Source organism: Streptomyces sp. NPDC050287, assembly GCF_044459385.1.
Lineage (GTDB): Bacteria > Actinomycetota > Actinomycetes > Streptomycetales > Streptomycetaceae > Streptomyces.
On sequence record NZ_JBITIY010000020.1, the window covers coordinates 26,445 to 51,656 of the forward strand.

Below are 25,212 nucleotides of genomic sequence, written 5' to 3' on the forward strand. Positions count from 1 at the left end.
GGGGCTGTCAGTCCACGGGGTGGTGGCCCCAGATGTCAGCGGTGTAGGTGCGGCTCACCCAGGTGCTCTCGTCGACCTGCACACCGCCCGCTCCGATCTCGATACCGAAGCCGGCGGGCGACGTCATGTAGAAGGAGAACATCCCGTCGTTGGCGTGCTTGCCGAGCGTGGCCATGAGCTCGACGCCGTGCTCGCGGGTCCGGTCCAGGGCGCGGCCGACCTCCTCCGGGCTGGTCACCTCGCACAGGATGTGATGGGTGCCCTCGTTCTTGTACGAGCGGATGAAGGCGATGCTGTGGTGCCTCGGGTTGCAGCCCAGGAAGTAGAAGGTGCCCCAGGGGTAGTCGGCGGTGTCGCTGAGCCGGAAGCCCAGGATCTCGCAGTAGAAGTCGACCGCCTCCTGCACGTGCGGTGTCTTCATCACGACGTGCCCGAGGCCCTGCTCGCCGGTCACGAAGTCGACGCCGAGCGGTGAGACGAACTGGCTGGGGGCGAGGCGGCGGCCGCAGAACAGCTCGGTGCGGATGCCGAGCGGGCCGGTGAAGTGCACCATGCGGGCCACCTGACGGTCCCGGCACTCCTCCTCGGTGCCCGCCGTCGCGTCGACCCCGGCCTCCTTGAGGCGCACGGTCATCTCGTCGATCGCGGCCGGGTCGCGGACCTCCCAGCCGATGACCGTCACACCGCCGGTCTCCGCCTCGGTCAGCCACATGCGGAACGGGTGCTGGTCCATTCGCAGGTAGTGGCGTGCGAAGTCACCGCCCGCGGCGGAGCCGCTGTCGGCCGCAGCCCCCGGCTCGACCGCGAGGCCTATCACTGTCCGGGCGTACTCCGCCCATGCATCCGGGTCGGGCGCACCGATGCCCACGTACCCAAGGCTCTGGATCGTCATGAGGAAGACGGTATTTGTTAGACCCTTGACGGTCAAGGCTCGTACGAATACGTTGACGCCATCGAGCCGAGGAGGTCTCCGATGTCGGGAGCAGTACCCGAGAAGGCCCGCCTGCAGCCCGTCGACGAGGGCGAGCTGCACGAGAAGACACTGGCGTCGCTGGCGCCCTACCGCGATCAGGACGGGCGGATCTACACGATCTGGGCCACCCTGGCCCACCACGAGGACGCGCTGCGCCGCTTCATCGTCTTCGGCAACCACGTGCTGGGCAAGAACACCCTGCCGCTGACGTCCCGGGAGCTGATGATCCTGCGGATCGCCGCCCGGGCGCAGGCCGCGTACGAGTGGGACCAGCACGTCCGCATCGCCCGCCGGGCGGGGCTGGCCGACGAAACGATCCTCGCCGCGGCGACCGGCGACTGGGACGGACTGGACGAGCTGGACCGGGTGCTGCTCATCGCCACCGACTCGCTCCTGGACCGCCAGGGCGTGGACGACGAGCTGTGGGCCCGACTGACCGCCCACCTGAGCATCGAGCAGGTCATCGACGTCCTCTACACCGTCGGCCAGTACCTGACCATCGCCACCGTCATCAACACCCTCGGGGTCCAGGTCGAGAGCGACCTCGCACTGCCCCTGCCCGAACCGACCGAGAAGAAGGAAGAAGCTGCATGAAGCTCGCCAATCTCGCCGGCCGCCCGGTCGTAGTCCGCGACGACCTCGCCCTCGACATCGCGGACGCCAGCAAGGGAGCGATCGAGCCGCGCCTCGAGGTGCTCTCCGACCTCTCGCTCCACGACGAGCTGCGCGCCCTCGCGGAGCGGGCCGAAGAGGCGGACTGGAAGCCGTTCGAGCAGCCTGACCTGGGCCGGGTCGCCAAGCCCTACAAGGCGATCGGCGTGGCCCTGAACTACCGGGCGCACGCCGAGGAGTCCAACCTGCCCGTCCCGGACGAGCCGTCGGTGTTCGCCAAGTTCGCCTCGTCCGTGGTCGGTCCGTACGACTCCGTCGTGGTGGAGCCGCAGTACGACAAGGTGGACTACGAGGCGGAGCTCGTGGTGGTCATGGGGAAGGCCGGCAAGAACATCTCCGAGACCGACGCCTGGTCCTACGTGGCGGGTGTCACGGCAGGTCAGGACATCAGCGACCGCAAGGAGCAGTGGCGCAAGCCCATCAACCAGTTCACGCTGCCGAAGTCGTACGACACCTTCAGCCCGATCGGCCCGTTCCTGGTGACACTCGACGAGTTCGAGGACCCGAACGACATCGAGGTGGCCGGGTGGGTCGACGACCTGGAGGTGCAGCGGGGCCGGACCTCGGACCTCATCTTCAGCGTGCCCGAGCTGATCGCCTGGCTGTCGAAGCGGGTGACGTTCGAGCCCGGCGACCTGATCTTCACCGGCACCCCGGCCGGCTGCGGTGTCCGCCGCACTCCTCGGCTGTACCTGACCGAGGGTAAGGTCCTGCGGACCGAGGTCACGGGCGTGGGCACTATGGTCAACCCGGTCGTCGGCGGCTGACTGCGGTCCGGTCGGACCAGAGAGGACGGGAGATCGTGACGGACACCGCAGGAGAAGCGGAAGTCGCGAGGCTGCGCCGGACCCGGGAGTTCTCGGAGCTGCTGCGCCACCACCATCGCGAGCTGGGTACGACCGATCCCCGGGATCTCGACGCGATCGAGATGGTCACCGACCTCACCCGGCTCGAGGCCCGGCTGACGAAGGACTTCGAGAAGCACGTCCACCGGCCGCTCGGCCTGACCTGGGCGGGATTCCGCATCCTGAACGCCCTGTGGGCCTACGACGGGCTCGCCCAGCAGGACATCGGCCGGGTCTCCGGGTCCACGCGCGCCAGCATCTCCAGCGCGCTGACGACCCTGGAGAACCGCGGCCTCGTCACCCGCCGTCGCGTGGAGACCGACCGCCGCCAGCTGATCGTCGAGCTCACCGACGAGGGCCGCGAGACGCTACGGAAGGCCATCGAGGCCCAGACTCTGCGGGAACGGGCGTGGACCGCCGTCCTGCGCGACGACCAGCTCAGTGAGCTGGTTCACCTGCTGCGAACCCTGGTCAATCAGGAGACCCCGGCCGCAGACTGACCGCCACATACTGACCACTCGCACCCGAACCCCACGCGAACCCCGGCACACCGACCGCACGCAGACGCCAGTCCACGTGCTGGTTACGACATCCCCAAAATCATCAGAACTCTTACTGTCGCATCTCTAACGTCCCAGTCGTTTCCTCAGCATGGCTTCTCGAAGGAGAGAATCATGGTCCGTCGTGTCGTCACCGGTGTCAGCCCGAGCGGCAAGCCCGTGATCATCAGTGACGGCGAGCCGCCGCGCACCCGTCAGTTCACCCACACCCCCGGCTTCGCCCGGTCCCTGGTGTGGAACACGGCGGCGCCCGCCGTTCCGTCGGCCGACCCGACGGAGTCCGTGAAGTCGTTCGTGCCCGCCCCCGGCGAGACGATAGCCCTGACCGTCACCTTCCCGCCGGCCAGTGTCTACGCCGACCCGGCCTGGGACCCGGCGGCCGCCGCCGACGAGCAGCTGGAGGCCACCCCGGGTCTTGCGGAGCTGTTCGAACCCGACAACCCGGGCATGCACACCACGCCCACCGTGGACTACGGCGTTGTCCTGAGCGGCGAGATCGTCCTCGACCTCGACGGCGGCGAGGTCGCCGCGCTGGGGCCCGGCGACCTGGTCGTGCAGAACGCCACCCGGCACGCCTGGCGCAACCCCGGCACCGAGCCCGCCACGGTCTTCTTCGTCCTGATCGGCGCCGGCGGCACCGCGTGAGCACGCTGATGGCCGCTGCCCCGGGTGCGCCCGTCGTCGAGCTCGATCTCGCCGAGTTGCGCGACGACCCGTACCCGGCCTACGCGGAGCTGCGCCGCACCGCACCGCTGGCATGGGTGCCGTCGGTCGGACGGCATCTCCTGACTCGGTACGAGGACATCGTCCACGCGGAGAAGCTGCCGGAGGTGTTCAGCTCGCGCGAGGAGGGCTCGCTGCTGCTGCGCACCGTCGGCCCCAATCTGCTTCGTGAGGACGACCCGCAGCACCGGAGGCTGCGGGCCGCGGCCGAGCCGCCGAGCCGCCCCCGCCAGGTCCGCGACCTGTGGGCCGGGACCTTCGAACGCAACGCGCACGAACTGCTCGACCGGATCGCCGGGCGCGGCGAGGGCGACCTGATCGGCGACTTCGCCGAGCCGCTCGCGGCGGCCAACCTGGCCGTGGTCCTGGGGCTGCGCAACGCGAGCGCCGACGACATCTCCGACTGGTCGCGGTCGATGATGGCGGCGAACGGCAACTACGCCGACGACCCCGACATCTGGTTGCGTGCCGAGCAGGCCACCCGTGCCATCGAGGACGCGGTGGCCGAGATGGCCGAGGCCGCCCGCCGCGAGCCCGACGGCTCGGTGATCTCCTCCATGGTCCACGCGGCCGATCCGGTCGAGCTGACCGAGATCCAGAACAACATCAAGGTCATCATCGGCGGCGGCGTCAACGAACCGCGCGACGTCTTCGGGGTCGGTGCCCAGGCACTGCTGCGACGCCCGGACGTACGGGACCGGGTCGTGGCCGATCCCGGGCTGTGGAAGCGGGTCTTCGAGGAGACCGCGCGCTGGATCTCGCCGATCGGCATGTATCCTCGCCAGCTCACCCAGGACTACGAGATCGCGGGCGTCGCGCTCCCCGCCGGGAGCCGCGTGGCCCTCGTCATCGCCTCGGGGAACCGGGACGAGTCGGTCTTCGAACGAGCCGACGAGTTCGACATCGACCGGCCGCACCGGCCGCATCTCGCCTTCGGCGGCGGACCGCACTTCTGCATGGGCGCGTGGGTCGCCCGCCACGAGGTCAGCGCGCTCGCCTGGCCCCTCGTCTTCAGCCGCCTCAAGGGACTCCGCCTCGTCGAGGGCGCGGACGACCGGATGGAGGGCTGGGTGTTCCGGGGACTCACCTCGCTGAACGTCACCTGGCAAGCCTGAGCCCCGCCGGGCCCTGTGGCCCCTGTGAGCCCTGCGGCGCCAATCGAGCCGTCCCCACCGGGAGGACTTCATGCCCATCGTCATCTTCGAGCTGCCCGACGGCACCCAACGCAAGGTCACCGCCGATTCCGGGACGGTGCTCATGCAGGCGGCCGTGTCAAACGGCGTCGACGGCATCGTCGCGGAGTGCGGAGGAAACGCCTCCTGCGCCACCTGCCACGTCTACGTCGACGAACGGCACGGCGAACGGGTGGGTCCGCCGAACGACGTCGAGGACGAGATGCTGGACTTCACCGCCGCCGAACGCCGGCCCACCAGCCGGCTCAGCTGCCAGGTCCAGGTCTCCGACGCGCTCGACGGGCTGGTGGTCCACATCCCCGAGGAGCAGGTATGAGCGCCGCCGGAGCGGGCGTGGTCGTCGTCGGGGGCGGGCAGGCCGGGTTCAGTGTCGTCCAGGCCCTGCGCGGCGCCGGGTACGAGGGCCCGGTCACCGTCTTCGCCGACGAGCCCCGGCTGCCGTACCAGCGGCCTCCGCTGTCCAAGAAGGCCCACACCGAACCGGAGGGCCCGGACGTCGACCTGGTGCCCGAGTCCTTCTACCGCGAGCGGGACATCGATCTGCGGCTCGGCGAGTACGTCGCCGCCCTCGACACGGCTGCCTGCGCGGTGACCACCGGCTGGGGCGAGCGCGTCCCGTACGAGCACCTCGTCCTGGCGACCGGCGCACGCAACCGTCCGCTGCCCGTCCCCGGCGCCGAGTTGGCGGGCATCCACGCGCTGCGCTCCCTCGACGACGCCCTCACGATCGGCCGGGCGCTCACGACGGCCCGTGACGTCGTGGTCGTGGGCGGCGGGTTCATAGGACTGGAACTGGCCCAGGTCGCCCGGGCACGCGGAGCACGCGTGACGGTGGTCGAACTGGCCGACCGGCTGCTCAGCCGGGCCGTCTCACCTCAACTCCAGGAACATCTGCGGGAGCGGCACGAGCGCGACGGCATCCGTATCCTCACCGGAACGGCCGTCGAGCGGATCGAGGGCAAGGGCGGGCAGGTCCACCAGGTCGTCACCGGCCAGGGCCCGCTCCCCGCCGACCTCGTGGTCTACGGCATCGGGGCCACGCCCAGGGACGAACTGGCCCGCGAGGCGGGTCTGGCGGTCGACGACGGGGTGATCGTGGACGAGCAACTGCGCTCGGTCTCCGATCCCCGGGTCTTTGCCGTGGGCGACTGCGCCCGGCATCCGCATCCGCACGCGGACGGGCTCATCCGGCTGGAGTCCGTGCAGAACGCCATCGACCAGGGGGCGCTGGTCGGCCGCCGTATCGCCGGGGTCGCCGCCGGGCCGTACGAGAGTCTGCCGTGGTTCTGGAGCGACCAGGGTCCGGTGAAGCTCCAGATCGCGGGGTTGCGGGCGAGCACCGACGACGTGCGGGTGGTGCCCGGTGACAGTGACACCCCGGAACGGCTGGCCGTGTACGCCTTCCGCGACGCGCGGCTGGTGGCCGTGGAGACACTGAACTGGCCCGCCGAGCATCTGGCGGCCCGTCGGCTGCTCCAGCAGGACATGCCCGTCTCTCCCACCGACCTCGCGGGGTCCACCCTCGGCGCCCTCGCCCGCGCCCGACGTACCAAGGAGGTGCGCGCATGACCGGAGACTCCGCCGAGGTGTGGTTCGGCGCCCACCTCGTGACGGGCGCGGCCGAGGCCGGCTCGCGGACCGCCCTGGCCTTCGCCGACAGGTCCTGGACCTATGCCCAACTCGACCTGGCGGTGCGGCGCACGGTCGCCCGTCTCGACAAGTTCGGGGTGCGCAGGGGCGACCGGGTCGTCATGCAGGGGGCGGCCCGGCCCGAGGCGCTGATCACGCTGTTCGCGGTGACGCGGATGGGCGCGGTCCTCGTACCGGTCCACCCTCAGGTGAGCGGCGGCGAGCTGGCGGTGTTCCGCGAGGAGACCGCGCCGCGTGCGGTGGTCGGTGACGAGCGGTTCCTGAGCGCGGGGCCGGGCGATGGCGGAGGTACGTGCTTCCGGCTGACGTGGGACGATCTGCACCCCGGCGACGAGGCGTCGGCGCCGGCCGCCGATCCCGAGCCGCCCGCCGGGTCCGATGCCGCGATCATCGCGTTCACGTCCGGGACCTCCGGCCGCCCCAAAGGGGTCGCGCTCACGCACGACAACCTGCACTGGAGCATGGTCAACGGCCTGTCCCTGCTGCCGGTCGGCGAGGACGACGTCGCCCTCGTCTCCACCCCGCTGGCGCACGTGGCCGTACTAGGAGGGCTTCCGCAGTACACATGGGCGCGGCGCGGGACGGTGGTGCTGGCGCCGAAGTTCGACCCGGACCTGTTCACCGACCTGGTCCGCGACCACCGGGTGACCTGCGCGTTCGCGGTGCCCGCCATGGCCGCGCTGCTGGCCCGGCACCCCCGCTTCACCAGCGGTGACCTGGACACCCTTCGCTGGATCCTGTCGGGCGGGGCACCGTCCCAGACGGCGACCCGGGCACAGCTCCATGAGCGCGGCATCGGGGTCGCCGACTCCTACGGGCTGACGGAGACCTGTGCCGGGGTGACGTACTCGCCGCTCGAGACGGCCGCCGCCGCCGCGGGGCGTGCCGTGCCCCATGTCGAGCTGCTGGTCGTGGACGGGACGGGGGCCCCCACCCCGGCGGGTGTCGCCGGTGAGATCTGGGTGCGCGGGCCGTCGGTCGCCTCGCACTACTGGACGGCGACCGGGCCGCGGCCCGCCACCGACGCCGATGGCTGGTTCCACAGCGGCGACCGAGGACGGTTCGACGCCGAGGGCCGGCTGGAGGTCGTCGGCCGGGTCAAGGACACGATCATCACCGGCGGCGAGAACGTCGACCCCACCGAGGTCGAGAACGCGCTGGCCGACCTTCCGGGCGTGGTCGAGGTCGCGGTGTCCGGGACGCCGGACGAGGTGTGGGGCGAGGTCGTGACCGCGTTCCTCGTCTCCGACTCCTGCGAACCGACGCTCGACGACGTCCGCGCACACCTCGACGGACGGCTGGCCCGCCACAAGTGGCCCCGCCGCCTCAGCGTCGTCCCGGCACTGCCCCGAGGGGCGACCGGGAAACTCCAGCGGCAGCGGCTGACGACACTGCTGGACGACTGAGACCACGAAAGCGGCGTCGCCGTACAGAGGGCACCGGTGGTGCGGTTCGACGGCCGGCATCAACACCGCAGAACCGCATCTCCCAGAGCTCCACACCCCAGAGAGCCCCACGCACATCCCGAACCCCACATCCATTTCCGACCCATGAGATGGGGGCCGGCTCCACCGGCGACATCTCCACACCACAAAGGAGTGGCCATGAGTGCGACCATGCAAGCCGCGCGGATGCACCAAGTCGGCGAGCCCATGCTGATCGAGGAAGTCCCCGTTCCCGAGCCGGGCCCCGGCGACGTCCGGGTGGCCGTGCACGCCGTCAACATCGTCCCGAACCTTGCCAACATCCTGAGCATGTGGACCACGTGGTTCCCGCACAGCCCCCTGCCCACGCTCCCGGCGACCTTCGGACTCGACCCGGCAGGTGTGGTCGAGGCGGTCGGCGCGGGCGTCCAGGGCTGGAAGGTCGGCGACCGGGTGTACGTCAACCCGGGCCGCAGCTGCGGGGCCTGTCGGTCCTGCCGCAACGAGGACTCGATCAACTGCGCCAGTTACGCCTTCGCCGGGTACTTCGGCTTCTCCCCCACCGCGATCGGCCTCCTCGACCGCTACCAGGGCGGCCTCGCCGAGTACATGGTCGCCCCGGCGTACTCCCTGGTGAAGCTCCCCGACAACCTGTCCTTCAACGCCGCCGCCCGCTTCGGCTACCTCGGCACCATGTACTCCGCCCTCCGCAAGGCCGGTGCCGGTCCGGGCAAGTCGGTCCTGGTCAACGGCATCAGCGGCACCCTCGGCATCGGCGCCGCGCTGCTCGCGCCCGCCATGGGCCTGACTCAGGTCTACGGCACAGGCCGCGACCAGGGCCTGCTCGACCAGGTCGACAAACTGGGCGGCGGCCGACTGCACCTGCACTCCCTCAACGACGGCCCGCTGGACAACTGGATCCACCAGGAGACCGACAACTACGGCATCGACATCTACATCGACGCCCTCGGCCCGGGCGCCCCGCACGAAACGTTCCTGGCCGGTATGCGGGCCATGGCGCGCGGCGGCATCGCGGTGAACATCGGCGCCGTCGCCGGTGACCTGCCCATCGACATCCACCGCATGATGGACCAGCAGCTACGGCTCATCGGCTCGGCCTGGTTCACCTCCGGCGAGGGCCAGACCATGGCCGACATGGTCGAGGCGGGCCTGCTCGACCTGAGCCCCCTGGAGCACCAGGTCTTCCCGCTGGACCAGGTCAACGAGGCCATCAGCGGCATCGCGGAGCGCAACGGCGGCTTCAGCAACTTCATCATCAGCCCGACAGCGACGTCCTGATCCCTATGGCCGGGGGCCGTCGGCCAACTCCCCCTCAGGACCGGCGGCCCCCCTCCCCCTCCCCATCCCCCTTTACCTCTGCTCTCCTCTCATCTCCTCTCATCTTTCCTCCTTCTCCTCGCTTCTCTTCGCTTTGGAGCCCCGATGCACGCGCAGAACTCCGGCCGTCCGGCCGACCCCCTCGACCTTCTGGAGATCGACAGCCTGCTGACCGCGGACGAGCGTGCCGTGCGCGACGCCGTCCGCACCTTCTGCGACCGGCGCGTGGAACCGCACATCGCCGAGTGGTTCGAGCAGGGCGCGGTCGAGGACATCCGTGGGCTCACCAAGGAACTCGGCGAACTGGGCCTGCTGGGCATGCACTTGGAGGGTTACGGCTGCGCCGGGATGAGCGCTGTCGACTACGGACTCGCCTGTCTCGAACTGGAGGCGACCGACTCCGGTCTGCGCTCCCTCGTCTCGGTCCAGGGTTCGCTCGCCATGTACGCGATCTGGGCGTTCGGTTCCGAGGAGCACAAGGAGGGGTGGCTGCCTCGCCTCGCCGCCGGCACCGCCATCGGCTGCTTCGGACTCACCGAACCCGACTCCGGCTCCGACCCCGGCAGCATGCGCACCGCCGCCCGCCGCGACGGCGACGACTGGATCCTCGACGGCCGCAAGATGTGGATCACCAACGGGTCGGTCGCCGACGTCGCCGTGGTCTGGGCCCGCACCGACGACGGCATCCGCGGTTTCGTGGTGCCCACCGACACCCCCGGTTTCTCGGCTCCGGCCATCAAGCACAAGATGTCGCTGCGGGCGTCGGTGACGAGCGAGCTGGTCCTGGACTCCGTACGGCTGCCCGGGAGCGCCGTGCTACCGGAGGTACGGGGCCTGAAGGGCCCGCTGTCCTGCCTCAACGAGGCCCGGTACGGCATCGCCTGGGGCGCCATGGGCGCCGCCCGCTCGTCGTTCCGAGCGGCACTCGCCTACGCGGGCGACCGAGTTCAGTTCGACCGCCCGATCAGCGGCTTCCAGCTGACGCAGGCCAAGCTGACCGACATGGCCATCGAGCTGGCCAAGGGCACACTGCTCGCCTTCCACCTCGGCCGCGCCAAGGACGACCGCGGGCTGCGCCCCGAGCAGGTCAGCTTCGGCAAGCTCAACAACACCCGCAGCGCGCTGGAGATCTGCCGCACCGCCCGCACCATCATGGGCGCAAACGGCATCTCGCTGGAGTACCCGGTGATCCGGCACGCCAACAACCTCGAGTCGATCCTCACCTACGAGGGCACCGTCGAGATGCACACGCTGATGGTCGGCCAGGCCCTGACGGGGCAGGCGGCCTTCCGGTGAGCGCTGGCCCGGGCGCGGACGTGCGCCGGGTCGGCGTCGTCGGCTGCGGACTGATGGGCGCGGGCATCGCCGAGGTCTGCGCCCGGGCCGGGCTGGACGTCGTGGTGCACGAGGTGAACGAGGGCGCGGCGAAGGCCGGTCGGTCCCGGATCACCGCCTCGCTCGACCGGGGCGTACGGCGCGGCAAGCTCACCGGTGAGGAGCGCGACGCCGCACTGGACAGGGTGCGGGTCACCTCCGACCTCGTGGACCTGTCCGACCGGGACCTGGTGGTGGAGGCGGCGACGGAGGACGAGGCAGTGAAGCTCGACCTGTTTGCAACCCTCGATCACATCGTCGTACGCGAGGACGCGCTGCTCGCGACGAACACATCCTCGCTGCCCATCATGAAACTGGGCATGGCCACCACGCGCCCGCACCAGGTGATCGGGGTGCACTTCTTCAATCCGGTCCCGGTCCTCGGCCTCGTGGAGATCGTGCCGTCCCTGCTGACAAGCCCTCAAACCCAGTCCCAGGCAGAGGAGTTCGTAACCGGCACGCTCGGCAAGCAAGTGATCCGCTCCCAGGACCGGGCGGGCTTCGTGGTGAACGCCCTGCTGGTGCCGTACCTGCTCTCCGCGATCCGGATGCTGGAGTCCGGCTTCGCCTCAGCTCAGGACATCGACAACGGCATGGTCCTCGGCTGCGCCCACCCCCTGGGCCCGCTAAGCCTGGCCGACCTGATCGGCCTGGACACCCTCGCAGCGATCGCCGACGCGATGTACGCCGACTTCAAGGAGCCCTTGCACGCCCCACCTCCGCTGCTGTTGCGCATGGTGGAGGCCGGGCTGCTCGGACGGAAGTCGGGGCGCGGCTTCCACGACTACTCGGAATCCCAGAAAGGCAGTTGACCCATGGCGCAGGAAGTACGCGGTGTGATCGCGGCGGGCAAGGACCTGCCGGTGCGGGTGGAGACGATCGTGGTGCCCGATCCGGGCCCGGGCGAGGCCGTGGTGCAGGTGCAGGCGTGCGGGGTGTGTCACACCGACCTGCACTACAAGCAGGGCGGCATCAGCCACGACTTCCCGTTCCTGCTGGGCCACGAGGCGGCGGGCGTGGTGGAGTCGGTCGGCGAGGGGGTCACCGACGTTGAGCCCGGGGACTTCGTCATCCTGAACTGGCGTGCGGTGTGCGGGAATTGCCGGGCCTGTCTGCGCGGCCGGCCCTGGTACTGCTTCAACACGCGCAACGCCACGCAGAAGATGACCTGGGCCTCGACCGGCCAGGAACTCTCCCCGGCACTCGGTATCGGCGCCTTCGCGGACAAGACACTGGTCGCGGCCGGGCAGTGCACCAAGGTCGACCCGTCGGTCGCCCCGCAGGTCGCCGGACTGCTGGGCTGCGGCGTGATGGCCGGGATCGGTGCCGCGATCAACACCGGTAACGTCGGCCGGGGCGACACGGTCGCGGTGATCGGCTGCGGCGGTGTAGGGGACGCGGCGATTGCAGGGGCGAACCTGGCCGGGGCAGCGAAGATCATCGCCGTCGACATCGACGACCGCAAGCTGGCCACAGCCCGCACCGTGGGCGCCACCCACACCGTCAACTCCCAGCAGACCGACCCCGTCGAGGCGATCCGCGAGCTGACCGGCGGCTTCGGCGCGGATGTCGTCATCGAGGCGGTCGGGCGCCCGGAGACGTACCGGCAGGCCTTCTACGCCCGCGACCTCGCCGGCACGGTCGTCCTCGTCGGCGTACCCACCCCGGAGATGAAGCTCGAACTCCCCCTCCTGGACGTCTTCGGACGGGGCGGCGACCTGAAGTCCTCCTGGTACGGCGACTGCCTGCCCTCCCGCGACTTCCCGATGCTCATCGACCTGCACCTGCAGGGCCGCCTGAACCTGGAGGCGTTCGTGACCGAGACCATCCAACTCGACGACGTGGAGAAGGCCTTCGAGCGGATGCACCACGGCGACGTCCTGCGCTCGGTCGTGATGCTGTGAGCGGGGCCGTACGTGTCGAGCGGGTCGTCACCGCCGGGACCTTCTCACTGGACGGCGGGACATGGGACGTCGACAACAACGTCTGGATCGTGGGTGACGATCACGAGGCACTGGTCGTCGACGCGGCCCACGACGCCGACGCCATCGCCGAGGCGGTCGGCGACCGTCGCCTTACGGCCATCGTGTGCACCCACGCCCACAACGACCACATCGACGCCGCGCCGTCACTGGCCGACCGCACCGGTGCGCCGATCCTCCTGCACCTGGACGACCGTCTGTTGTGGAAACACACGCATCCCGACCGGGATCCCGACGGCTACCTCTCGGACGGCCGCCGACTCACCGTCGCCGGGACGGAACTGACGGTCCTGCACACCCCCGGGCACACTCAAGGCGCGGTGTGTCTCTACGCCGAGGAACTGGCCACGGTTTTCACCGGAGACACCTTGTTCCAGGGCGGGCCGGGGGCCACGGGACGTTCGTACTCGCACTTCCCGACGATCATCCGCTCGATCCGCGACCGTCTGCTGACGCTGCCGCCCGAAACCACGGTGCGTACCGGACATGGGGACGACACCACGATCGGCACCGAGGCGCCGCATCTCGACGCGTGGATCGAGCGCGGTCACTGACGGTCGGGTTCGCCCCCGGGGCGGCAGGGCGTACTGGGGGCTCACTTCGTCGATGCGCCGATACGGCGGTGAAGCCGGTTCCTTCATCCCGCTGGCGTCTGCCGAGGGGCACCGTGAGCAAGATCCGAACCGTATCCGAACCCCGTCTGCCCGGGGCGGGCTGCTTGGGCATCGGGTGCGGTGTCGAGCATGTCGCGCAGTGTCTCGCGCTCGTCGGCCTTCGCCCCGGTGAGGGCGAACAGGATCGGCAGCCCGCCGGGGGTACACACCAGGTGCAGCCGCAGTCCCCAGAAGTACCGTGAGTGCGACGCGCAGTAGCCGTACTGGGCCCAGCCCGCCAGGTCTGATCGTCTGGCCGTCTCGCGGGAGCATCCGCAGCCGACCGGGGTGGCGAGCGCATGTGGGCCGCAGCCAAACGCGCCGCCCCCCCACCAGCCCGGCGGCCGGGCGACTCGCCCCAGCGGATCCACCCGGGGGCGCCCGCCGATCTGGTGCTGCTGCGCCCCCCCATAGCCCAGGCACTGGCCCTCCTGGACGCCGAGCTGGTACGGCTGGTGCTGATCGGCGGCCGTCCCGCAGCCGGCGATGACACCGTGCCCGCACAGGACGCCTGAACAACTGCGCGGTTCACCGGCGCCGCGGGCTTGATCCGCTCGGACGGACATCCGAGATCAGGAGTTCAGCCCCGGGAGGGGTATTCCCTCATGGACAGCATGCGGAAGAACAAGCCTCGCCCTCGCCGCTCGTTCACGCCGGAGTTCCAGGCCGAGATCGTTGAGCAGTGCCGACGCGGTGACCACTCGCTCGGCCAGATCGCCAAGGACTTCGATCCGACCGAGACCGCGGCGCGTGACTGGATGAAGCAGGCAGAGACCGACGCGGGCGAGCGCTCACTCCTGACCCGGGCCGCCGTCACACCGTTCGAGCAGTTCACGAGCCGACACAGCCGAACCGCACCACTGGGCACGTCCAAACGACCCCGAGCACACCGACGTAACGACTACGAAAGGCCGTCCGCCGAGAAGTCATGGATCACATTCCCGACCCGGACCGCGCTGGTGAACGACACCTCGGCGATCTCCGCTACGGGCATGCCCTGCACGGGTAACAGCACCAGGAGGCTGCCCGACTCCCGCGGTGACTGCCGCCCTGGGCACCCCGCACCCGCTCCGGATGCGTGATGGCGACATCGTGGATCGCCATCTCCTTCTCCACGACCCGTGGCACCTTCGACGGGAGTGTCACGAACGGTAAATCATGGCACTCCCGTGGCGTTGACACACAACCAACACGCTGCGGGCGTCAGCGTCCCGATGGGCACGGCAGGCGCCTGTCGCAGCGGCCTGTCGGACCCCCGGTCCGGGCACAACACCGGCCACACGAGACCACCCCAGCCTGCCCCAACTACCCTATCAACCACACAAGTCGACAGTGCCGGCGTGAGCACCTCGGACGCGGCAGGCGCGCGGGCAGGCAATTGCCTGACCCCCTGCGCGGCGTGATCACGGTTGTGATCGACCCCGCCTGCCGCACGTCGCACCGCTCCATGCGGCCTCGCGCCGCGAAGGAATGACCGGCAGCCGAGCACGGCCCTGCCGAACCCCATCAAGAGCTGGAAAGCAGCGACCCCCACAACCGCATGCCCGACGAGCAGCACTACCCTCTCCCCGTCACCACCCACCGACGGCGAGGCGACCGATGCTGCCCACAACCACCAACAACCAGCGAAAATACCCCGCTTGGCATACTCCGCCCCTTCAGGTACGACAATTGCTCGGCACCCGCTCGTCGAAGTCGCACAGTGAGGCAGCCAAGATCGCCGACCCGATACTCAACGGTGAAACGGTCGCCCTTGAACACCGTCGTCATGAACGCCGGCCACGGCTTGATCGGCGCCGGCCCCATCGATGCCGGCCCCCACCCGACCAACAGGGCGCGGTCGTCCGACACTCATCGTGTCCCTTCCTCGCCGTTGCAGCAGCGGGTTGGACACCCGACGGGTCCAGCGCGGATGAGACAATGAGCCGACGGGAACCAAGGCGCACCGACAACCCACTACCGCCGACACCAACACCGTCCCACAACAACTCACCAGCAAGAAGAGATCCGCGCAATGAGCGGATATTGCGCTGAGGACTCGTCAGCTCTGATCGCCCCGATCCCCGGCCTTCAAATCCGCTTCGCGGACGAAGAACGCTCTAAGCTTGCGCTCTTGGCGGCGGTGGCGGGCCCGCGAACCGGACGACTTCGCTATCCTGGCTGCACTGGAATCGGTACGTCGCACCTGAAGGAATCATGACACCGCCGCCCGGTCCGAGGTCGGCGATAAGCCTGGACTTTTCAGCGTAGAACCGCACAGAGCCCGCCAGTACCATCCAAATTGACTCGCCGGGGTGAGAGTGCAACCCGTTCTCGCCGCCTCCCGTCGGCCGCGCACGGTCTTCGGTTCGCTGATGTCCAAGCAGTGGGTGGAGATGGCGGCGGCCACGATTCTGTCGTCCAGTCCGGGGGCGCGGCGGCGGCCGCGCAGGACGAGGGCGAGGTGGCGGCGGGCTTCGGCGAGCAGGTGCCGACGGTGGAAGCGGCCCCCTTCGTTCATCACGAACACGGTCGCGGCGACGTCGACGGCCGCCAGGGCGACATCGGCCACGGCGGCGACCCGGGCCCGGATCGCGGCAGCCGCGGCGCGGGCGTACTCGAGGAGCGTCGATGAACGCCTCTTGCACGCACCCCTTCAACTCCCGCCTTGAAACTGGGGCTTGAAGAACGCGCCGGACCGTTTTGTCAGGCTGCCGTGAGAGCCGGCCGGTGGGCGGCTCCGTCGCGGCCTGGTACGTGGGACGGATTCACGCAGGTAAAGCGCGTGTGACGAAAGCGTTGACGGAACCATGGCCCCCGCTTATCTTCTGACCGAATTCACGAACTACGTTCGAAATTACGGACAGGGACGGTCCCGCATGCCGAAGATGTCAGAGCAGCCCCCCGCCAGACGCCACAGATCCCTGATCCTGTGCGTGCTCGCCGTACTGATCGCCATGGTGTCGGCGACGACCCCGGCCACCGCCGCCGAGGGCCGCCCGTACACCAACCCGATCAAGTCGCAGAAGGGCGCCGACCCCTGGCTCGAGTACTACAACGGCAACTACTACCTGGTCACCACGTCCTTCACCGGTGTGCTGACCATGCGGAAGTCGCCGACCCTGGCCGGACTCTCCACCGCCGCCAGCGTCCAGATCTGGAGCGACACCACCCCCACCCGCAACACCAACATCTGGGCACCCGAGATCCACTTCTTCGACGGCCACTGGTACCTGTACTACTCCGCGGCGCAGAGCGGTGTCGCCTGCTGCGACTCCCAGCGCACCCACGTCCTGGAGAGCGCCGGCACCGACCCGATGGGCCCGTACACGTACAAGAACCAGCTCAGCGGCTCCAACCTCAGCTCCGGCGGCTGGCTCATCGACGCCACCGTCCTGCAGAACAACAACAGGCTGTACCTGATCGGCAGCGGCTACATCAACGGCAGTCCGCAGAGCCTGGTCATCGCGCCGATGAGCAACCCGTACACGCTGGCCAGCAGCACCTTCACCGTCATCTCCAGCCCCACCGCGAGCTGGGAGACCTCGGGGGCCGCGGTCAACGAGGGACCCGAGCCGCTCTACCACGACGGCCGCACCTTCCTCACCTTCTCCGCCAGCTACTGCATGACCCCGGACTACAAGCTGGGCCAGCTGGAACTGACCGGTACCGACCCGCTGAACCCCGCTTCCTGGACGAAGAAGTCCACGCCGGTCTTCCAGCGCAACGACGCGGCGAGTGTCTACGGCCCCGGCCACAACGGCTTCTTCTCCTCGCCGGACGGCACCGAGAACTGGATCGTCTACCACGCCAACAACTCCGCGAGCAGCGGCTGCGGCAACGAACGTACGACGCGGGCGCAGAAGTTCACCTGGAACGCGGACGGCACGCCGAACTTCGGCACCCCGGTCGCGCTCGGCACCACGCTGCCCGGCCCGTCGGGCGAGACGGCGACGACCCCGACCGCGTACACCCTGGTGAACCGCAACAGCGGCAAGTGCCTGGACGTCGAGGGCGGCAGCACCTTGGACGGCGCCAACATCTTCCAGTGGAGCTGCCACGGCGGCGCCAACCAGAAGTGGCGCGTCGAGGACCTCGGCGACGACACCAGCCGGCTGGTCAACGTCGCGACCGGCAAGGTCGCGGACACCGCGAACTGCACCACGACCGACGGCACGGACATCAAGCAGTGGTCCTGGCTGAACAACAACTGCCAGAAGTTCCGACTGGTCTACACGGCCACCGGCGACTACGTGCGGATCGTCAACGAGAACAGCGGCAAGGTCGCCGACGTGGCCAACTGCGGCACCGCCGACGGGACCGACGTACGGCTGTGGACCTGGCTGAACAACAACTGCCAGCAGTGGCGCCTCGTCCCCACGACCTGACCTCCCTGCACACCCCGTGATCTTTGCGGACCGCTTCATCCGTTCTACAAGCGGGGGGGTCTGTCCGACTCGGCCGGCGTCTCCTACGAGTCGTACGGCTCCCCCCGGCCGCTACGTCCGCCATGTCAACTACGTCGTGTACGTGCAGACGCCGAGCACGGCCACCGACAAGGCGGACGCCACGTTCTACGCCCAGTAGCCAGGACGGGCGGCTCTCACCGGGGCCGCGGACCGGTGTCGAAGACGTCCTCTATGAGGCGCTCGTCGACCAGGACGCGGCCCTGGGGAGGGCCGTTCAGTACCGCGCGTACGGCGGGCAGGACGTCCGGGGCCACATGGTCCGCCCATGCCGTCTCCTCCGGCCGGGTCCGGTCGGAGGAGACGAGGATGCCGAGGCCGCCCGCCCTGCGGGCGGCTTCGACGTGCGCTCCGAGGTCACTGACGACGACGCAGTCCGACGGGGCCGTGCACACCCCTCCCACCGCCCACAGGATCAGTCCCGGTTCGGGTGGCCGGCAGTGGCAGCCGTCGGCGGGGGCGTGCGGGCACACCCCCACAGTCGAACGGGCCGAGCAGGTCGTCGACCCGCCGGTCGACAGGGGGCCCTCGGCATCGGTGAGCACTCCGCGTGCCACACCGGGCTGTTCGGTGACGAACCCGGTGCTGATGCCGTGCAGCCGCAGCAGACCGACCGCCTCACGGGCCCCGGCGACGGGCCGGACAGCCCGGTGCGGTGGTCCGCACCCACCCGGTGCGCACCGCGTCCACCCGTGCGCACCACCGTCCATCCGGCGCGCGTCCACTCGGTGGGCGGTGCGCACCGGTGCGGCCGCCGGGCATCGTCGGTGCGCACCACGGCATCGGATGCGCGGCCTCGGATCCACTCAGTGGCCGGCCTCCCGGCCGCGGTGCGGTCCAGGCTCCTGCGGACGGTGCGCCCGCTGGTCGTCCTCGCGCACCGGCTGCGCGTCGTCGGCATCGTCGCGGTGGGCGTAGCGGTCCATCGTGGCGCGGGCCCGGTCGGCCGCCGCGGTGAAGGCGTCCCCGAGGTGGCGCAGCCGCTCGGCGGTGAGATCGAGGGCTTCCACGTCCGTGCGCGACTCCCTCAAGGCCCGCAGCGCGTCAGGTCGATCGCCTCCCGCCCTCCGACCTCCGGCTCCTGGTCGTCGCGCTCGGGGTCGGCGGCCGCCGGCGGGAGCAGCTGCTCGCGCATCGCCGCCTGCTGGTGCGCGACGACGTCATACGCCCGGCCCCGCACAGCGGTGGCGGTGGTGGTGCGCAGCTTCTCCCGCACTACCGCGCCGGCGAGGGCAGCTCGCTCGTAGTGCGGCGGGAGGCGGGGTATTTCCCACTCCCCCGCTGTCTGGTCCGGGGGCCGGGGCGCAGCCGGCTCGCCAGGATCGGCCGGGGGTTGCCGGTCCGGGCCGGGTGCGGGTGTGGGTGAAGCCCGCCCCGACCCTTGATATTCAGAGCGCCCTTACGAGAGGCCACTGGTACTCGCAGATCAGGAGGCGCTTGCCGCCCTTCTCTGCCAGTCGACCGGCGACAGGCCGGCCGCGGCACTCCCCTTTCGCGCGAACCTGGGAGCCGTTCACGCACGCCGGTGAGCTCTGCCCCCGGTCAAGCGAGCGGTCCCGCCTCCACGACGCCCAACTCCCCTGAGCTGAACAGGAGGAGGAATCACCGGAGTCGTCAGGCGGCCGACCTCGATGGGGCTATGTGGGTACGCCGACGAGGACGACGGTACCGGTGAGGTCGCGGGCGTAGAACGCTTGTTGGTACGTCTCGGGGCGGCCTACGGCCTCGATGACGACGTCGGCTCAGAAGCCCTCGGTCAGCTCACGGATCGCGTCGACGGGGTCGGTCTTACGCGAGTTCACGGTGTGTGTGGCACCCATGCTGCGGGCGGTCTGGAGTTTGCGGTCGTCAATGTCGACGGCGATGATCTTCGCTGCGCCGGCGAGACGCGCGCCGACCATGGCGGCGTCACCGACGCCGCCGCAGCCGATGACGGCCACCGTGTCACCCCGGCGCACATTGCCGGTGTTGATGGCCGCCCCGATCCCCGCCATCACTCCACAGCCCAGCAGTCCGGCCGCAGCCGGTGAGGCGGCCTCGTCGACCTTGGTGCACTGTCCAGCGGCGACGAGGGTCTTCTCAGCGAAGGCTCCGATACCCAGTGCTGGGGAGAGCGGAGTGCCGTCGGTGAGCGTCATCGGCTGGGAGGCGTTGTGGGTGGCGAAGCAGTACCATGGCCGCCCGCGTTTGCAGGCCCGGCACTGCCCGCACACCGCACGCCAGTTGAGAATCACGAAGTCGCCGGGAGCGACTTCGGTGACGCCATCCCCGACGGACTCCACCACGCCCGCGGCCTCGTGCCCAAGCAGGTAGGGGAACTCCTTGCCGATTCCGCCTTCCCTGTAGTGCAGATCGGTGTGGCAGACACCGCACGCCTGCACCTGCACCACCGCCTCGCCCGGGCCCGGATCCGGTACCACGATGGACTCGACGTGGACCGGCTTGCCCTACTCCCGGGCGACGACACCTTGTACTTGCTGGGGCATCTCTGGAGTCCTCCAGTTTCGATCGTGGTGTCCGGACACCCGCTATGGCGCGGGGATCGGCTCCCCGGTGCGGGATTCAGCGCGCGCGGTCGGCGACGGCCGCGGCGACAGGTTCGGGCTGTTCTGCCGCGGCGGGACGCAGCGGGAAGAGGGCGACTGTGGCGATGAAGATCGCGCCGACGGTCAGGTACAGGTTCTGCGGGGCCAGCCGTTGCCGAGCGTGCTGCCCGCGAAGATCGGGGATGAGGATCGAACCTATGCGGCCGACTGCGGGCGCGGTGCCGAGGCTGGTCGTCCGGATCCCCGCGTCGTAGTCGACAGCGGGGATACGAACCGCGGCCGTCGGTCACGACCGGCTGGAGGGGTGGGCGCGGACGGGCAAGGAGGCCCAGGAGCGCAGGGTGTTGTTGAGGTGGCGGCGGGCTGTGCCGGTGAGTTCGATCCGATCGACACGTTGGGCCAAGGCGGTCAGCAGCGTCTCGGCCTCCAGCCGGGCGACGTGCTGGCCGACGCACTGGTGGATGCCCATGCCGAAGCCGACGTGTCCGGAGGGGTCGCGGGTCAGGTCGAAGCGGTCGGGGTCGTCCCAGCGGTCCGGGTCACGGTTGGCCGATCCGAGGAGCATCAGGATCTTCGTGCCCTCGGGGATTATGGTCCCGGAGACGTTGATGTCGGCGGTGGCCGTACGGAAGAACGTCTGCACGGGCGACTGCCAGCGCACTGCCTCATCGAATGCCACGCGGGCCAGTTCCGGGCGTTCCCGCAACAGCTCCCATTGGTCCGGGTGCGTGGCGAAGGCGTACAGGGTCGCCGCCAGGCCATGGACGGTGGTGTCGACGCCCGCGGTCAGCAGGGAACGCACCACCAGCGGGGCCTGCTCGTAGGTGAGGTCACCGTGGTCGGCAGCGGCCCAGATGCGGGCGCCGAAGCCGTCCTCGCTCAGTGCCTCGCGCCGGCACTGGGCGTTCACCCAGGCCGACAGTTCGGCTACTCGGTGGGCGTCGGCCTCGACGAGGTGGTTGCGGGGGCCGAAGGCATTGAACGCCATGTTGCCGTACGGCAGGAGGTTGTCTCGTCCATCCGGGCCCAGGCCGACGGCGTCGGGAAAGACGCGCAGCGGAAACGCCGTGGCCAGTTCCGTGAAGGCGTCGAACTCTTCTCCCCTGCCCGTCAGGACGGTGTCGACGAGTTCCTCGGCGACAGCCTGCCAGGAGGTGCGCAGGCGGTGCAGGGCGGGCGGGGCGAGGATCTCTCGCAGGACGCGGCGCGGGGCGTCGTGTCGCGGCGGATCGGCTTCCAGGAGGAGGCTCGGCGGGCGCCACGGCTGTTCGTGGTGGAAGTTGGCCAGTCCGACGCCTGCTCCGGACTGGAAGTGCTGCCAGTCGACGAGGGCGGCGTGCACTTCGCGGTAGCGGGCCAGGGCATGGACGTCGTAGCGGGTCAGGTGGACGACCGGGCCCGCCTCGCGCAGCGCGCGGTGCAGCGGCTCGGGGTGTTCCAGGTGCTCGGCGGCGAAAGGGTCGGCGTCACTGGTGGGTGGCGCGACGGAGGTTTCCGGGGATGTGGTCATGGCGGCTCCCAAGGACGTCGGTGCGTGGTCTCACAGGTCCAGGACGAGGCGGTCGCCGCAGGAACGGGACACGCAGGGGAACATGCAGTCACCGGCGGCACGCTCATGGTCGGCGAGGATCGCGTCGCGGTGGTCGGGTGTGCCTTCCAGAACCGGCGTGAGGCAGGTGCCGCAGGTTCCCTGCCCGCAGGACGACAGCACCTCGACTCCGGCCTGGCGTATGGCCTGTAGCACGGAGATGTCCGGTGTGACGGTCACCGTCCTGCGGCTGCGCCGCAGTTCGACCTGGAAGGGCGCCTGACGCGCGGGCGCGGACCGGGGCGCGGCGGTGAAGCGTTCGGTGCGCAGGCTGTGCCCCGGCCAGGCGACACAGGCGCGTTCGACTGCGGTGAGCAGTGGCGCCGGCCCGCAGCAATACACCTTCGTGCCTGCAGCGGGGCTGTCGAGCCAGGCGTCCAGGTCCAGCAGGCCGCACTCGTCCTGCGGGGCGATGTGCACACGGTTGCCATGGCTGTCCGAAAGTTCCTCGCGGAACGCCATCGACGCGCGGGTGCGGCCGCCATACAGCAGCTGCCATTCCACGCCCAGCAGTTCGGCCTGTTGGACCATCGGCAACAGTGGGGTGATGCCGATGCCGCCCGCGATGAACAGGTACCGGTCGGCGGGCACGAGCGCGAAGTGGTTGCGCGGTCCGCCGACGTCGACGAGGTCGCCCGGCATGAGCCGGTCGTGCACGTATGCCGAGCCGCCGCCTCCGGCCGGTTCCCGCAGGACTGCGATTCGGTAGGTGTGGGCGTCCCAGCGGTCGCCGCACAGCGAGTACTGCCGGGTCGTCCCCTCCGGCATGATCAGGTCGATGTGCGAGCCCGGTGTCCAGTCCGGCAGGCGTCCGCCGTCTGGACGGGCGAGGGTGAGTGCTGCCACGCCGTCGGCGACAGTGTCCTTGGACAGCACCTCCAGCGCCACGGTGCCGGCAGCCTGTTGAGGAAAACCCGGAAGCAGGGTATGTACGACCACGTTGTCGCCTCCCATCTGTGGATGACAGGAAGGATGCGCGTGGCCGCGGTCCCACGCGACGGCACTTTCACTCAGTGAGAGGGAAACTTCCTGGCACCGCCATCAGCGCGTCGCATGGGCGTTACGCGCTGCGGAGCAGGGTGCGGGTCGCCGGCGCCCAGCGCACGGGAGACGCCACGGGCGGCGGTTCGCACGACGGGCACGATGCCCTGGGCGGCGCCGTCGTTGGGAACGATGACAGCCAGAGTCGCCACCACGGCGCCGTCGCTGCCGCGGATGGGAGCCGCGATGCCGAGGGCGTCCTCGTGGAAGTAGCCGGGGCAGAACGCGTACCCCTGTTGCCGGACTTCGGCCAGGACCGCCCGCACGCGTGCAGGCGTGGCTGGGGTGTGCGGGGTGTAGACGGTGAGGGGGCCGCTGAGGACGCGTTCCCTGAGGGCGGCGGGTCCATGGGCCAGCAGCACCAGGCCGCTGGAGGAGGCGTGCAGCGGCAACCGGCCTGCGATGCGGGTGTAGTTGATCACTGCGTCGGGAGTTGAGAGGCGTTCGAGAAACAGCACGTCGTCGCCGTCGAGCACGCCGAGTTGCACGTGATGGCCGACGATGTCGTGGACGCCCTCCATGAAGGGCATGGCGGCGTCGCGCAGCGAGAGCGTCGGCGAGGCGCGAGTCACCAGTTCCCACAGCCGGACGCCGATGCGCACCCTGCGGTCGTCGTCCCGGCTGAGGAAGCCGTGGGCGACGAGTTCGGCGACCAGCCGGGAGGCCGTCGGTAGCGGCAGCTCTGCCTGGCGGGCGATCCCTGAGATCGTCAGTACTGGCTGGTCCTGGCTGAAGGCCTGGAGGATCCGTGCGGTACGGGACAGGACCGACTCGCGGTGGGGCGTCGTCATGACGATGGAGTGCCGTAGTGGGCGGCAAGGTGCAGGGCCACGTGGATCTGGAGGCGGTGGTCGGCGAGCGCGACGGGCAGCAGTTCTTCGATGCGGTGCATCCGGTAGACGATGGTGTTGCGGTGGACGTGCTGCTCTTCTGCCGTGCGGACCAGGCTCTGACCGCTTTGAAGGTAGCTGAGCAGGGTGGCCCGGTGTTCGGCGGCGGCCGGGTCGTCGTGAGCGAGGGGGCCGAGCGTTTCCTGAACGAACCAGCCGACGCGTTCAGAGTCAGGACAGGCCACGGCCGCGAGGCTGACGGTGTGCCAGGCAGTGACATCATCGCTCGGTGCGGAGGAGTTCTCGGCCGCGTGTGCCGCGTCGAGGGCCTGCAGATGGGTGCGGCGGAAGCCGTCCGTGCCGGAGGCGGCCGGGCCGACGGCCACCCGGGTGCCCTGGAGGACGGGGCGTACGGAGGTCAGGGCCTGCCATTCCCGGTCACTGGGTCGGTGGACGCGGCTGAGCCAGGCCCACAGGTGCTCAGCGTCGGCCGCGACAGTGAGCAGGGTGGCTCCGGGCAGGCGGTCGGCGAGCTGGGCGGCCACCCGGCTCAGCCGCGCCCCCGTCGCCCCGCTGGGGCGCCACAGCACGACGCCGATGTGGTGGTGCGCCAGGGTGAGGCCGAGATCCTGCTCGGCGTGGCCGGTGTCGACGGGCCGGCGGTCCAGGACGGCTTGGACAGTGGCGCGCTGCCAGGCCGCCCTGCCCTGAGCGAGTCACGGCGACGCCGGAGGAGCGGATCTCCCCGGCGAGCTTCACGGCGGCCTCCAGCTCGAGCCGCTTCGTGGCGCGGGTGGAGATCTTCTCCGAAAAGACCCGGATCACCCCCGCCTCGGCGAGGGAATCGAGTTTCACGTCGAGGGACTGACGGGCGGTCGAGGCCCGTGCATAGCCGAGGGGGTGCAGGTTCATGGCCCGCAGCATGCCGGCGGCATGGGCTCGTTGGGTGCGGGCAAGCTGGAAGATGGCGTAGCTCAACGGCCCCGCTTCCGCCGTGTTCGGAAGCTCCGATGAGGTGGGGTCTGACATGGCTGCTCCCTCATCACACAGCAAGTGGGCTGGCGGACTAGTTGACGGTGAGGACGATCTTGCCGCGGTTGTGGCCGGCGTCGCTGGCCTGCTGGGCCTTGGCCGCTTCGGCGAGGGGGTAGGTGGCGCTGATGGTGGTGACCAGGGTGCCGTCGGCGGCCTGCAGGGCCAGCTCGGCGAGGCGGGTGGCGGAGCGGCGCTGGGGGCCCTCGGCAAAGACGACGCCGAGCTCAGCGGCGCGGAAGTCGGCAGTGGTGACAATCCGGTCCGTGCCGCCGCGCAGAGTGATGGAGTCCTCCAGCGCGCCCTTGCCCGCCGGCACGTCCTGTGATCGTCCGGGACACGA

The 25,212-nt window shown here is 70.0% G+C and carries 26 protein-coding genes and 3 pseudogenes; 18 read left to right on the top strand and 11 right to left on the bottom strand.

What is annotated here, in order from left to right:
• Window positions 1–7: 7 nt before the first annotated feature.
• Window positions 8–892 carry a VOC family protein gene (locus ACIBK3_RS42095; RefSeq protein ID WP_399373544.1) on the bottom strand — a complete coding sequence of 295 codons (885 nt, stop codon included), beginning with the start codon at window positions 890–892 and terminating at the stop codon, window positions 8–10.
• An 81-nt stretch (window positions 893–973) separates the two neighbouring features.
• Here ACIBK3_RS42095 and ACIBK3_RS42100 point away from each other — a divergent pair, with 81 nt between their 5' ends.
• The 13 genes from ACIBK3_RS42100 (at window position 974) to ACIBK3_RS42160 (ending at window position 13,288) form a co-directional block, all read left to right on the top strand.
• Window positions 974–1,567 (top strand): carboxymuconolactone decarboxylase family protein, encoded by a 594-nt coding sequence (locus tag ACIBK3_RS42100; RefSeq protein WP_399373546.1) that lies wholly within the window; start codon window positions 974–976, stop codon window positions 1,565–1,567.
• Complete coding sequence (locus ACIBK3_RS42105; RefSeq protein ID WP_334450595.1) at window positions 1,564–2,412, top strand: fumarylacetoacetate hydrolase family protein; 849 nt, start codon at window positions 1,564–1,566, stop codon at window positions 2,410–2,412. Before ACIBK3_RS42100 ends, ACIBK3_RS42105 begins: the two co-directional genes overlap by 4 nt.
• A 35-nt stretch (window positions 2,413–2,447) precedes the next feature.
• Entirely contained in the window at window positions 2,448–2,990 is a 543-nt protein-coding gene (locus ACIBK3_RS42110) for a MarR family winged helix-turn-helix transcriptional regulator (protein WP_399373548.1), read from the top strand.
• A 174-nt stretch (window positions 2,991–3,164) separates the two neighbouring features.
• Window positions 3,165–3,695 carry a cupin domain-containing protein gene (locus ACIBK3_RS42115; RefSeq protein WP_399373550.1) on the top strand — a complete coding sequence of 177 codons (531 nt, stop codon included), beginning with the start codon at window positions 3,165–3,167 and terminating at the stop codon, window positions 3,693–3,695.
• 8 nt (window positions 3,696–3,703) lie between these two features.
• The gene (locus tag ACIBK3_RS42120) at window positions 3,704–4,888 is read left to right on the top strand and encodes a cytochrome P450 (protein WP_399373552.1); all 1,185 of its coding nucleotides are present in this window, start codon (window positions 3,704–3,706) and stop codon (window positions 4,886–4,888) included.
• A 70-nt stretch (window positions 4,889–4,958) separates the two neighbouring features.
• Window positions 4,959–5,282 carry a 2Fe-2S iron-sulfur cluster-binding protein gene (locus ACIBK3_RS42125; RefSeq protein WP_398221154.1) on the top strand — a complete coding sequence of 108 codons (324 nt, stop codon included), beginning with the start codon at window positions 4,959–4,961 and terminating at the stop codon, window positions 5,280–5,282.
• Entirely contained in the window at window positions 5,279–6,535 is a 1,257-nt protein-coding gene (locus tag ACIBK3_RS42130; RefSeq protein ID WP_399373553.1) for an NAD(P)/FAD-dependent oxidoreductase, read from the top strand. The genes ACIBK3_RS42125 and ACIBK3_RS42130 overlap by 4 nt, the downstream gene beginning before the upstream one ends.
• Entirely contained in the window at window positions 6,532–8,022 is a 1,491-nt protein-coding gene (locus ACIBK3_RS42135; RefSeq protein ID WP_399373555.1) for a class I adenylate-forming enzyme family protein, read from the top strand. Before ACIBK3_RS42130 ends, ACIBK3_RS42135 begins: the two co-directional genes overlap by 4 nt.
• Window positions 8,023–8,220: 198 nt before the next feature.
• Window positions 8,221–9,339 (top strand): alcohol dehydrogenase catalytic domain-containing protein, encoded by a 1,119-nt coding sequence (locus ACIBK3_RS42140; protein ID WP_399373557.1) that lies wholly within the window; start codon window positions 8,221–8,223, stop codon window positions 9,337–9,339.
• A gap of 144 nt (window positions 9,340–9,483) precedes the next feature.
• Window positions 9,484–10,674 (top strand): acyl-CoA dehydrogenase family protein, encoded by a 1,191-nt coding sequence (locus tag ACIBK3_RS42145; RefSeq protein WP_399373558.1) that lies wholly within the window; start codon window positions 9,484–9,486, stop codon window positions 10,672–10,674.
• Window positions 10,671–11,564: a 3-hydroxybutyryl-CoA dehydrogenase gene (locus ACIBK3_RS42150; RefSeq protein ID WP_399373560.1), complete on the top strand. Its 894-nt coding sequence runs from the start codon at window positions 10,671–10,673 to the stop codon at window positions 11,562–11,564. The genes ACIBK3_RS42145 and ACIBK3_RS42150 overlap by 4 nt, the downstream gene beginning before the upstream one ends.
• 3 nt (window positions 11,565–11,567) lie before the next feature.
• Window positions 11,568–12,656, top strand: coding sequence for an S-(hydroxymethyl)mycothiol dehydrogenase (locus ACIBK3_RS42155; RefSeq protein ID WP_399373562.1), 1,089 nt, complete (start codon window positions 11,568–11,570; stop codon window positions 12,654–12,656).
• On the top strand, window positions 12,653–13,288 hold the full coding sequence (locus ACIBK3_RS42160) for an MBL fold metallo-hydrolase (RefSeq protein ID WP_399373563.1): 636 nt from the start codon (window positions 12,653–12,655) through the stop codon (window positions 13,286–13,288). The genes ACIBK3_RS42155 and ACIBK3_RS42160 overlap by 4 nt, the downstream gene beginning before the upstream one ends.
• 182 nt (window positions 13,289–13,470) lie before the next feature.
• Here ACIBK3_RS42160 and ACIBK3_RS42165 read toward each other — a convergent pair.
• Window positions 13,471–13,680 (bottom strand): annotated as a pseudogene (locus tag ACIBK3_RS42165) (IS982 family transposase); the annotation flags it as partial.
• Between the two features lie 6 nt (window positions 13,681–13,686).
• On the opposite strand from ACIBK3_RS42165, the gene ACIBK3_RS42170 reads away from it, so the two are divergent.
• From ACIBK3_RS42170 to ACIBK3_RS42190, 5 genes are all read left to right on the top strand, one after another.
• A complete protein-coding gene (locus ACIBK3_RS42170; RefSeq protein WP_399373667.1) occupies window positions 13,687–13,902 on the top strand; it encodes a hypothetical protein in 216 nt (71 codons plus the stop codon).
• Window positions 13,903–13,992: 90 nt separating this feature from the next.
• Complete coding sequence (locus ACIBK3_RS42175) at window positions 13,993–14,469, top strand: transposase (RefSeq protein WP_399373565.1); 477 nt, start codon at window positions 13,993–13,995, stop codon at window positions 14,467–14,469.
• A gap of 1,283 nt (window positions 14,470–15,752) precedes the next feature.
• Window positions 15,753–16,001, top strand: a complete 249-nt coding sequence (locus tag ACIBK3_RS42180; protein WP_399373567.1) for a hypothetical protein — start codon at window positions 15,753–15,755, stop codon at window positions 15,999–16,001.
• A gap of 322 nt (window positions 16,002–16,323) precedes the next feature.
• Entirely contained in the window at window positions 16,324–17,754 is a 1,431-nt protein-coding gene (locus ACIBK3_RS42185) for a family 43 glycosylhydrolase (protein ID WP_399373660.1), read from the top strand.
• A gap of 142 nt (window positions 17,755–17,896) precedes the next feature.
• Window positions 17,897–17,953 carry a hypothetical protein gene (locus ACIBK3_RS42190; RefSeq protein ID WP_234360887.1) on the top strand — a complete coding sequence of 19 codons (57 nt, stop codon included), beginning with the start codon at window positions 17,897–17,899 and terminating at the stop codon, window positions 17,951–17,953.
• Window positions 17,954–17,969: 16 nt separating this feature from the next.
• On the opposite strand, the gene ACIBK3_RS42195 is transcribed toward ACIBK3_RS42190, so the two are convergent.
• The 9 genes and pseudogenes from ACIBK3_RS42195 to ACIBK3_RS42235 all read right to left on the bottom strand — a co-directional run.
• Window positions 17,970–18,542, bottom strand: a complete 573-nt coding sequence (locus tag ACIBK3_RS42195; protein ID WP_399373569.1) for an HAD hydrolase-like protein — start codon at window positions 18,540–18,542, stop codon at window positions 17,970–17,972.
• A gap of 96 nt (window positions 18,543–18,638) precedes the next feature.
• The gene (locus tag ACIBK3_RS42200; RefSeq protein ID WP_399373571.1) at window positions 18,639–18,842 is read right to left on the bottom strand and encodes a hypothetical protein; all 204 of its coding nucleotides are present in this window, start codon (window positions 18,840–18,842) and stop codon (window positions 18,639–18,641) included.
• Window positions 18,843–18,859: 17 nt separating this feature from the next.
• The gene (locus tag ACIBK3_RS42205) at window positions 18,860–19,048 is read right to left on the bottom strand and encodes a hypothetical protein (protein WP_399373572.1); all 189 of its coding nucleotides are present in this window, start codon (window positions 19,046–19,048) and stop codon (window positions 18,860–18,862) included.
• Window positions 19,049–19,472: 424 nt separating this feature from the next.
• Window positions 19,473–20,318, bottom strand: a pseudogene (locus tag ACIBK3_RS42210) (S-(hydroxymethyl)mycothiol dehydrogenase); the annotation flags it as partial.
• Window positions 20,319–20,664: 346 nt separating this feature from the next.
• Complete coding sequence (locus ACIBK3_RS42215) at window positions 20,665–21,888, bottom strand: cytochrome P450 (protein WP_399373573.1); 1,224 nt, start codon at window positions 21,886–21,888, stop codon at window positions 20,665–20,667.
• A 30-nt stretch (window positions 21,889–21,918) separates the two neighbouring features.
• Window positions 21,919–22,920 carry a PDR/VanB family oxidoreductase gene (locus tag ACIBK3_RS42220; RefSeq protein WP_399373574.1) on the bottom strand — a complete coding sequence of 334 codons (1,002 nt, stop codon included), beginning with the start codon at window positions 22,918–22,920 and terminating at the stop codon, window positions 21,919–21,921.
• 56 nt (window positions 22,921–22,976) lie between these two features.
• Window positions 22,977–23,798 carry an IclR family transcriptional regulator gene (locus ACIBK3_RS42225; RefSeq protein WP_399373575.1) on the bottom strand — a complete coding sequence of 274 codons (822 nt, stop codon included), beginning with the start codon at window positions 23,796–23,798 and terminating at the stop codon, window positions 22,977–22,979.
• Window positions 23,795–24,505: a PucR family transcriptional regulator gene (locus ACIBK3_RS42230; protein WP_399373662.1), complete on the bottom strand. Its 711-nt coding sequence runs from the start codon at window positions 24,503–24,505 to the stop codon at window positions 23,795–23,797. The genes ACIBK3_RS42225 and ACIBK3_RS42230 overlap by 4 nt, the downstream gene beginning before the upstream one ends.
• Before the next feature lie 398 nt (window positions 24,506–24,903).
• Window positions 24,904–25,182: pseudogene (locus ACIBK3_RS42235) on the bottom strand (zinc-binding dehydrogenase); the annotation flags it as partial.
• Window positions 25,183–25,212 lie beyond the last annotated feature (30 nt).

What these genes read in the sequence shown, in the direction of transcription:
- ACIBK3_RS42095 (WP_399373544.1), bottom strand. Translation starts at nt 892, where the DNA reads ATGACGATCCAGAGCCTTGGGTACGTGGGCATCGGTGCGCCCGACCCG.
- ACIBK3_RS42100 (WP_399373546.1), top strand. Translation starts at nt 974, where the DNA reads ATGTCGGGAGCAGTACCCGAGAAGGCCCGCCTGCAGCCCGTCGACGAG.
- ACIBK3_RS42105 (WP_334450595.1), top strand. Translation starts at nt 1,564, where the DNA reads ATGAAGCTCGCCAATCTCGCCGGCCGCCCGGTCGTAGTCCGCGACGAC.
- ACIBK3_RS42115 (WP_399373550.1), top strand. Translation starts at nt 3,165, where the DNA reads ATGGTCCGTCGTGTCGTCACCGGTGTCAGCCCGAGCGGCAAGCCCGTG.
- ACIBK3_RS42120 (WP_399373552.1), top strand. Translation starts at nt 3,704, where the DNA reads ATGGCCGCTGCCCCGGGTGCGCCCGTCGTCGAGCTCGATCTCGCCGAG.
- ACIBK3_RS42125 (WP_398221154.1), top strand. Translation starts at nt 4,959, where the DNA reads ATGCCCATCGTCATCTTCGAGCTGCCCGACGGCACCCAACGCAAGGTC.
- ACIBK3_RS42130 (WP_399373553.1), top strand. Translation starts at nt 5,279, where the DNA reads ATGAGCGCCGCCGGAGCGGGCGTGGTCGTCGTCGGGGGCGGGCAGGCC.
- ACIBK3_RS42135 (WP_399373555.1), top strand. Translation starts at nt 6,532, where the DNA reads ATGACCGGAGACTCCGCCGAGGTGTGGTTCGGCGCCCACCTCGTGACG.
- ACIBK3_RS42140 (WP_399373557.1), top strand. Translation starts at nt 8,221, where the DNA reads ATGAGTGCGACCATGCAAGCCGCGCGGATGCACCAAGTCGGCGAGCCC.
- ACIBK3_RS42145 (WP_399373558.1), top strand. Translation starts at nt 9,484, where the DNA reads ATGCACGCGCAGAACTCCGGCCGTCCGGCCGACCCCCTCGACCTTCTG.
- ACIBK3_RS42155 (WP_399373562.1), top strand. Translation starts at nt 11,568, where the DNA reads ATGGCGCAGGAAGTACGCGGTGTGATCGCGGCGGGCAAGGACCTGCCG.
- ACIBK3_RS42170 (WP_399373667.1), top strand. Translation starts at nt 13,687, where the DNA reads ATGTGGGCCGCAGCCAAACGCGCCGCCCCCCCACCAGCCCGGCGGCCG.
- ACIBK3_RS42175 (WP_399373565.1), top strand. Translation starts at nt 13,993, where the DNA reads ATGGACAGCATGCGGAAGAACAAGCCTCGCCCTCGCCGCTCGTTCACG.
- ACIBK3_RS42185 (WP_399373660.1), top strand. Translation starts at nt 16,324, where the DNA reads ATGGTGTCGGCGACGACCCCGGCCACCGCCGCCGAGGGCCGCCCGTAC.
- ACIBK3_RS42195 (WP_399373569.1), bottom strand. Translation starts at nt 18,542, where the DNA reads ATGGACGGTGGTGCGCACGGGTGGACGCGGTGCGCACCGGGTGGGTGC.
- ACIBK3_RS42215 (WP_399373573.1), bottom strand. Translation starts at nt 21,888, where the DNA reads ATGACCACATCCCCGGAAACCTCCGTCGCGCCACCCACCAGTGACGCC.
- ACIBK3_RS42220 (WP_399373574.1), bottom strand. Translation starts at nt 22,920, where the DNA reads ATGGGAGGCGACAACGTGGTCGTACATACCCTGCTTCCGGGTTTTCCT.
- ACIBK3_RS42225 (WP_399373575.1), bottom strand. Translation starts at nt 23,798, where the DNA reads ATGACGACGCCCCACCGCGAGTCGGTCCTGTCCCGTACCGCACGGATC.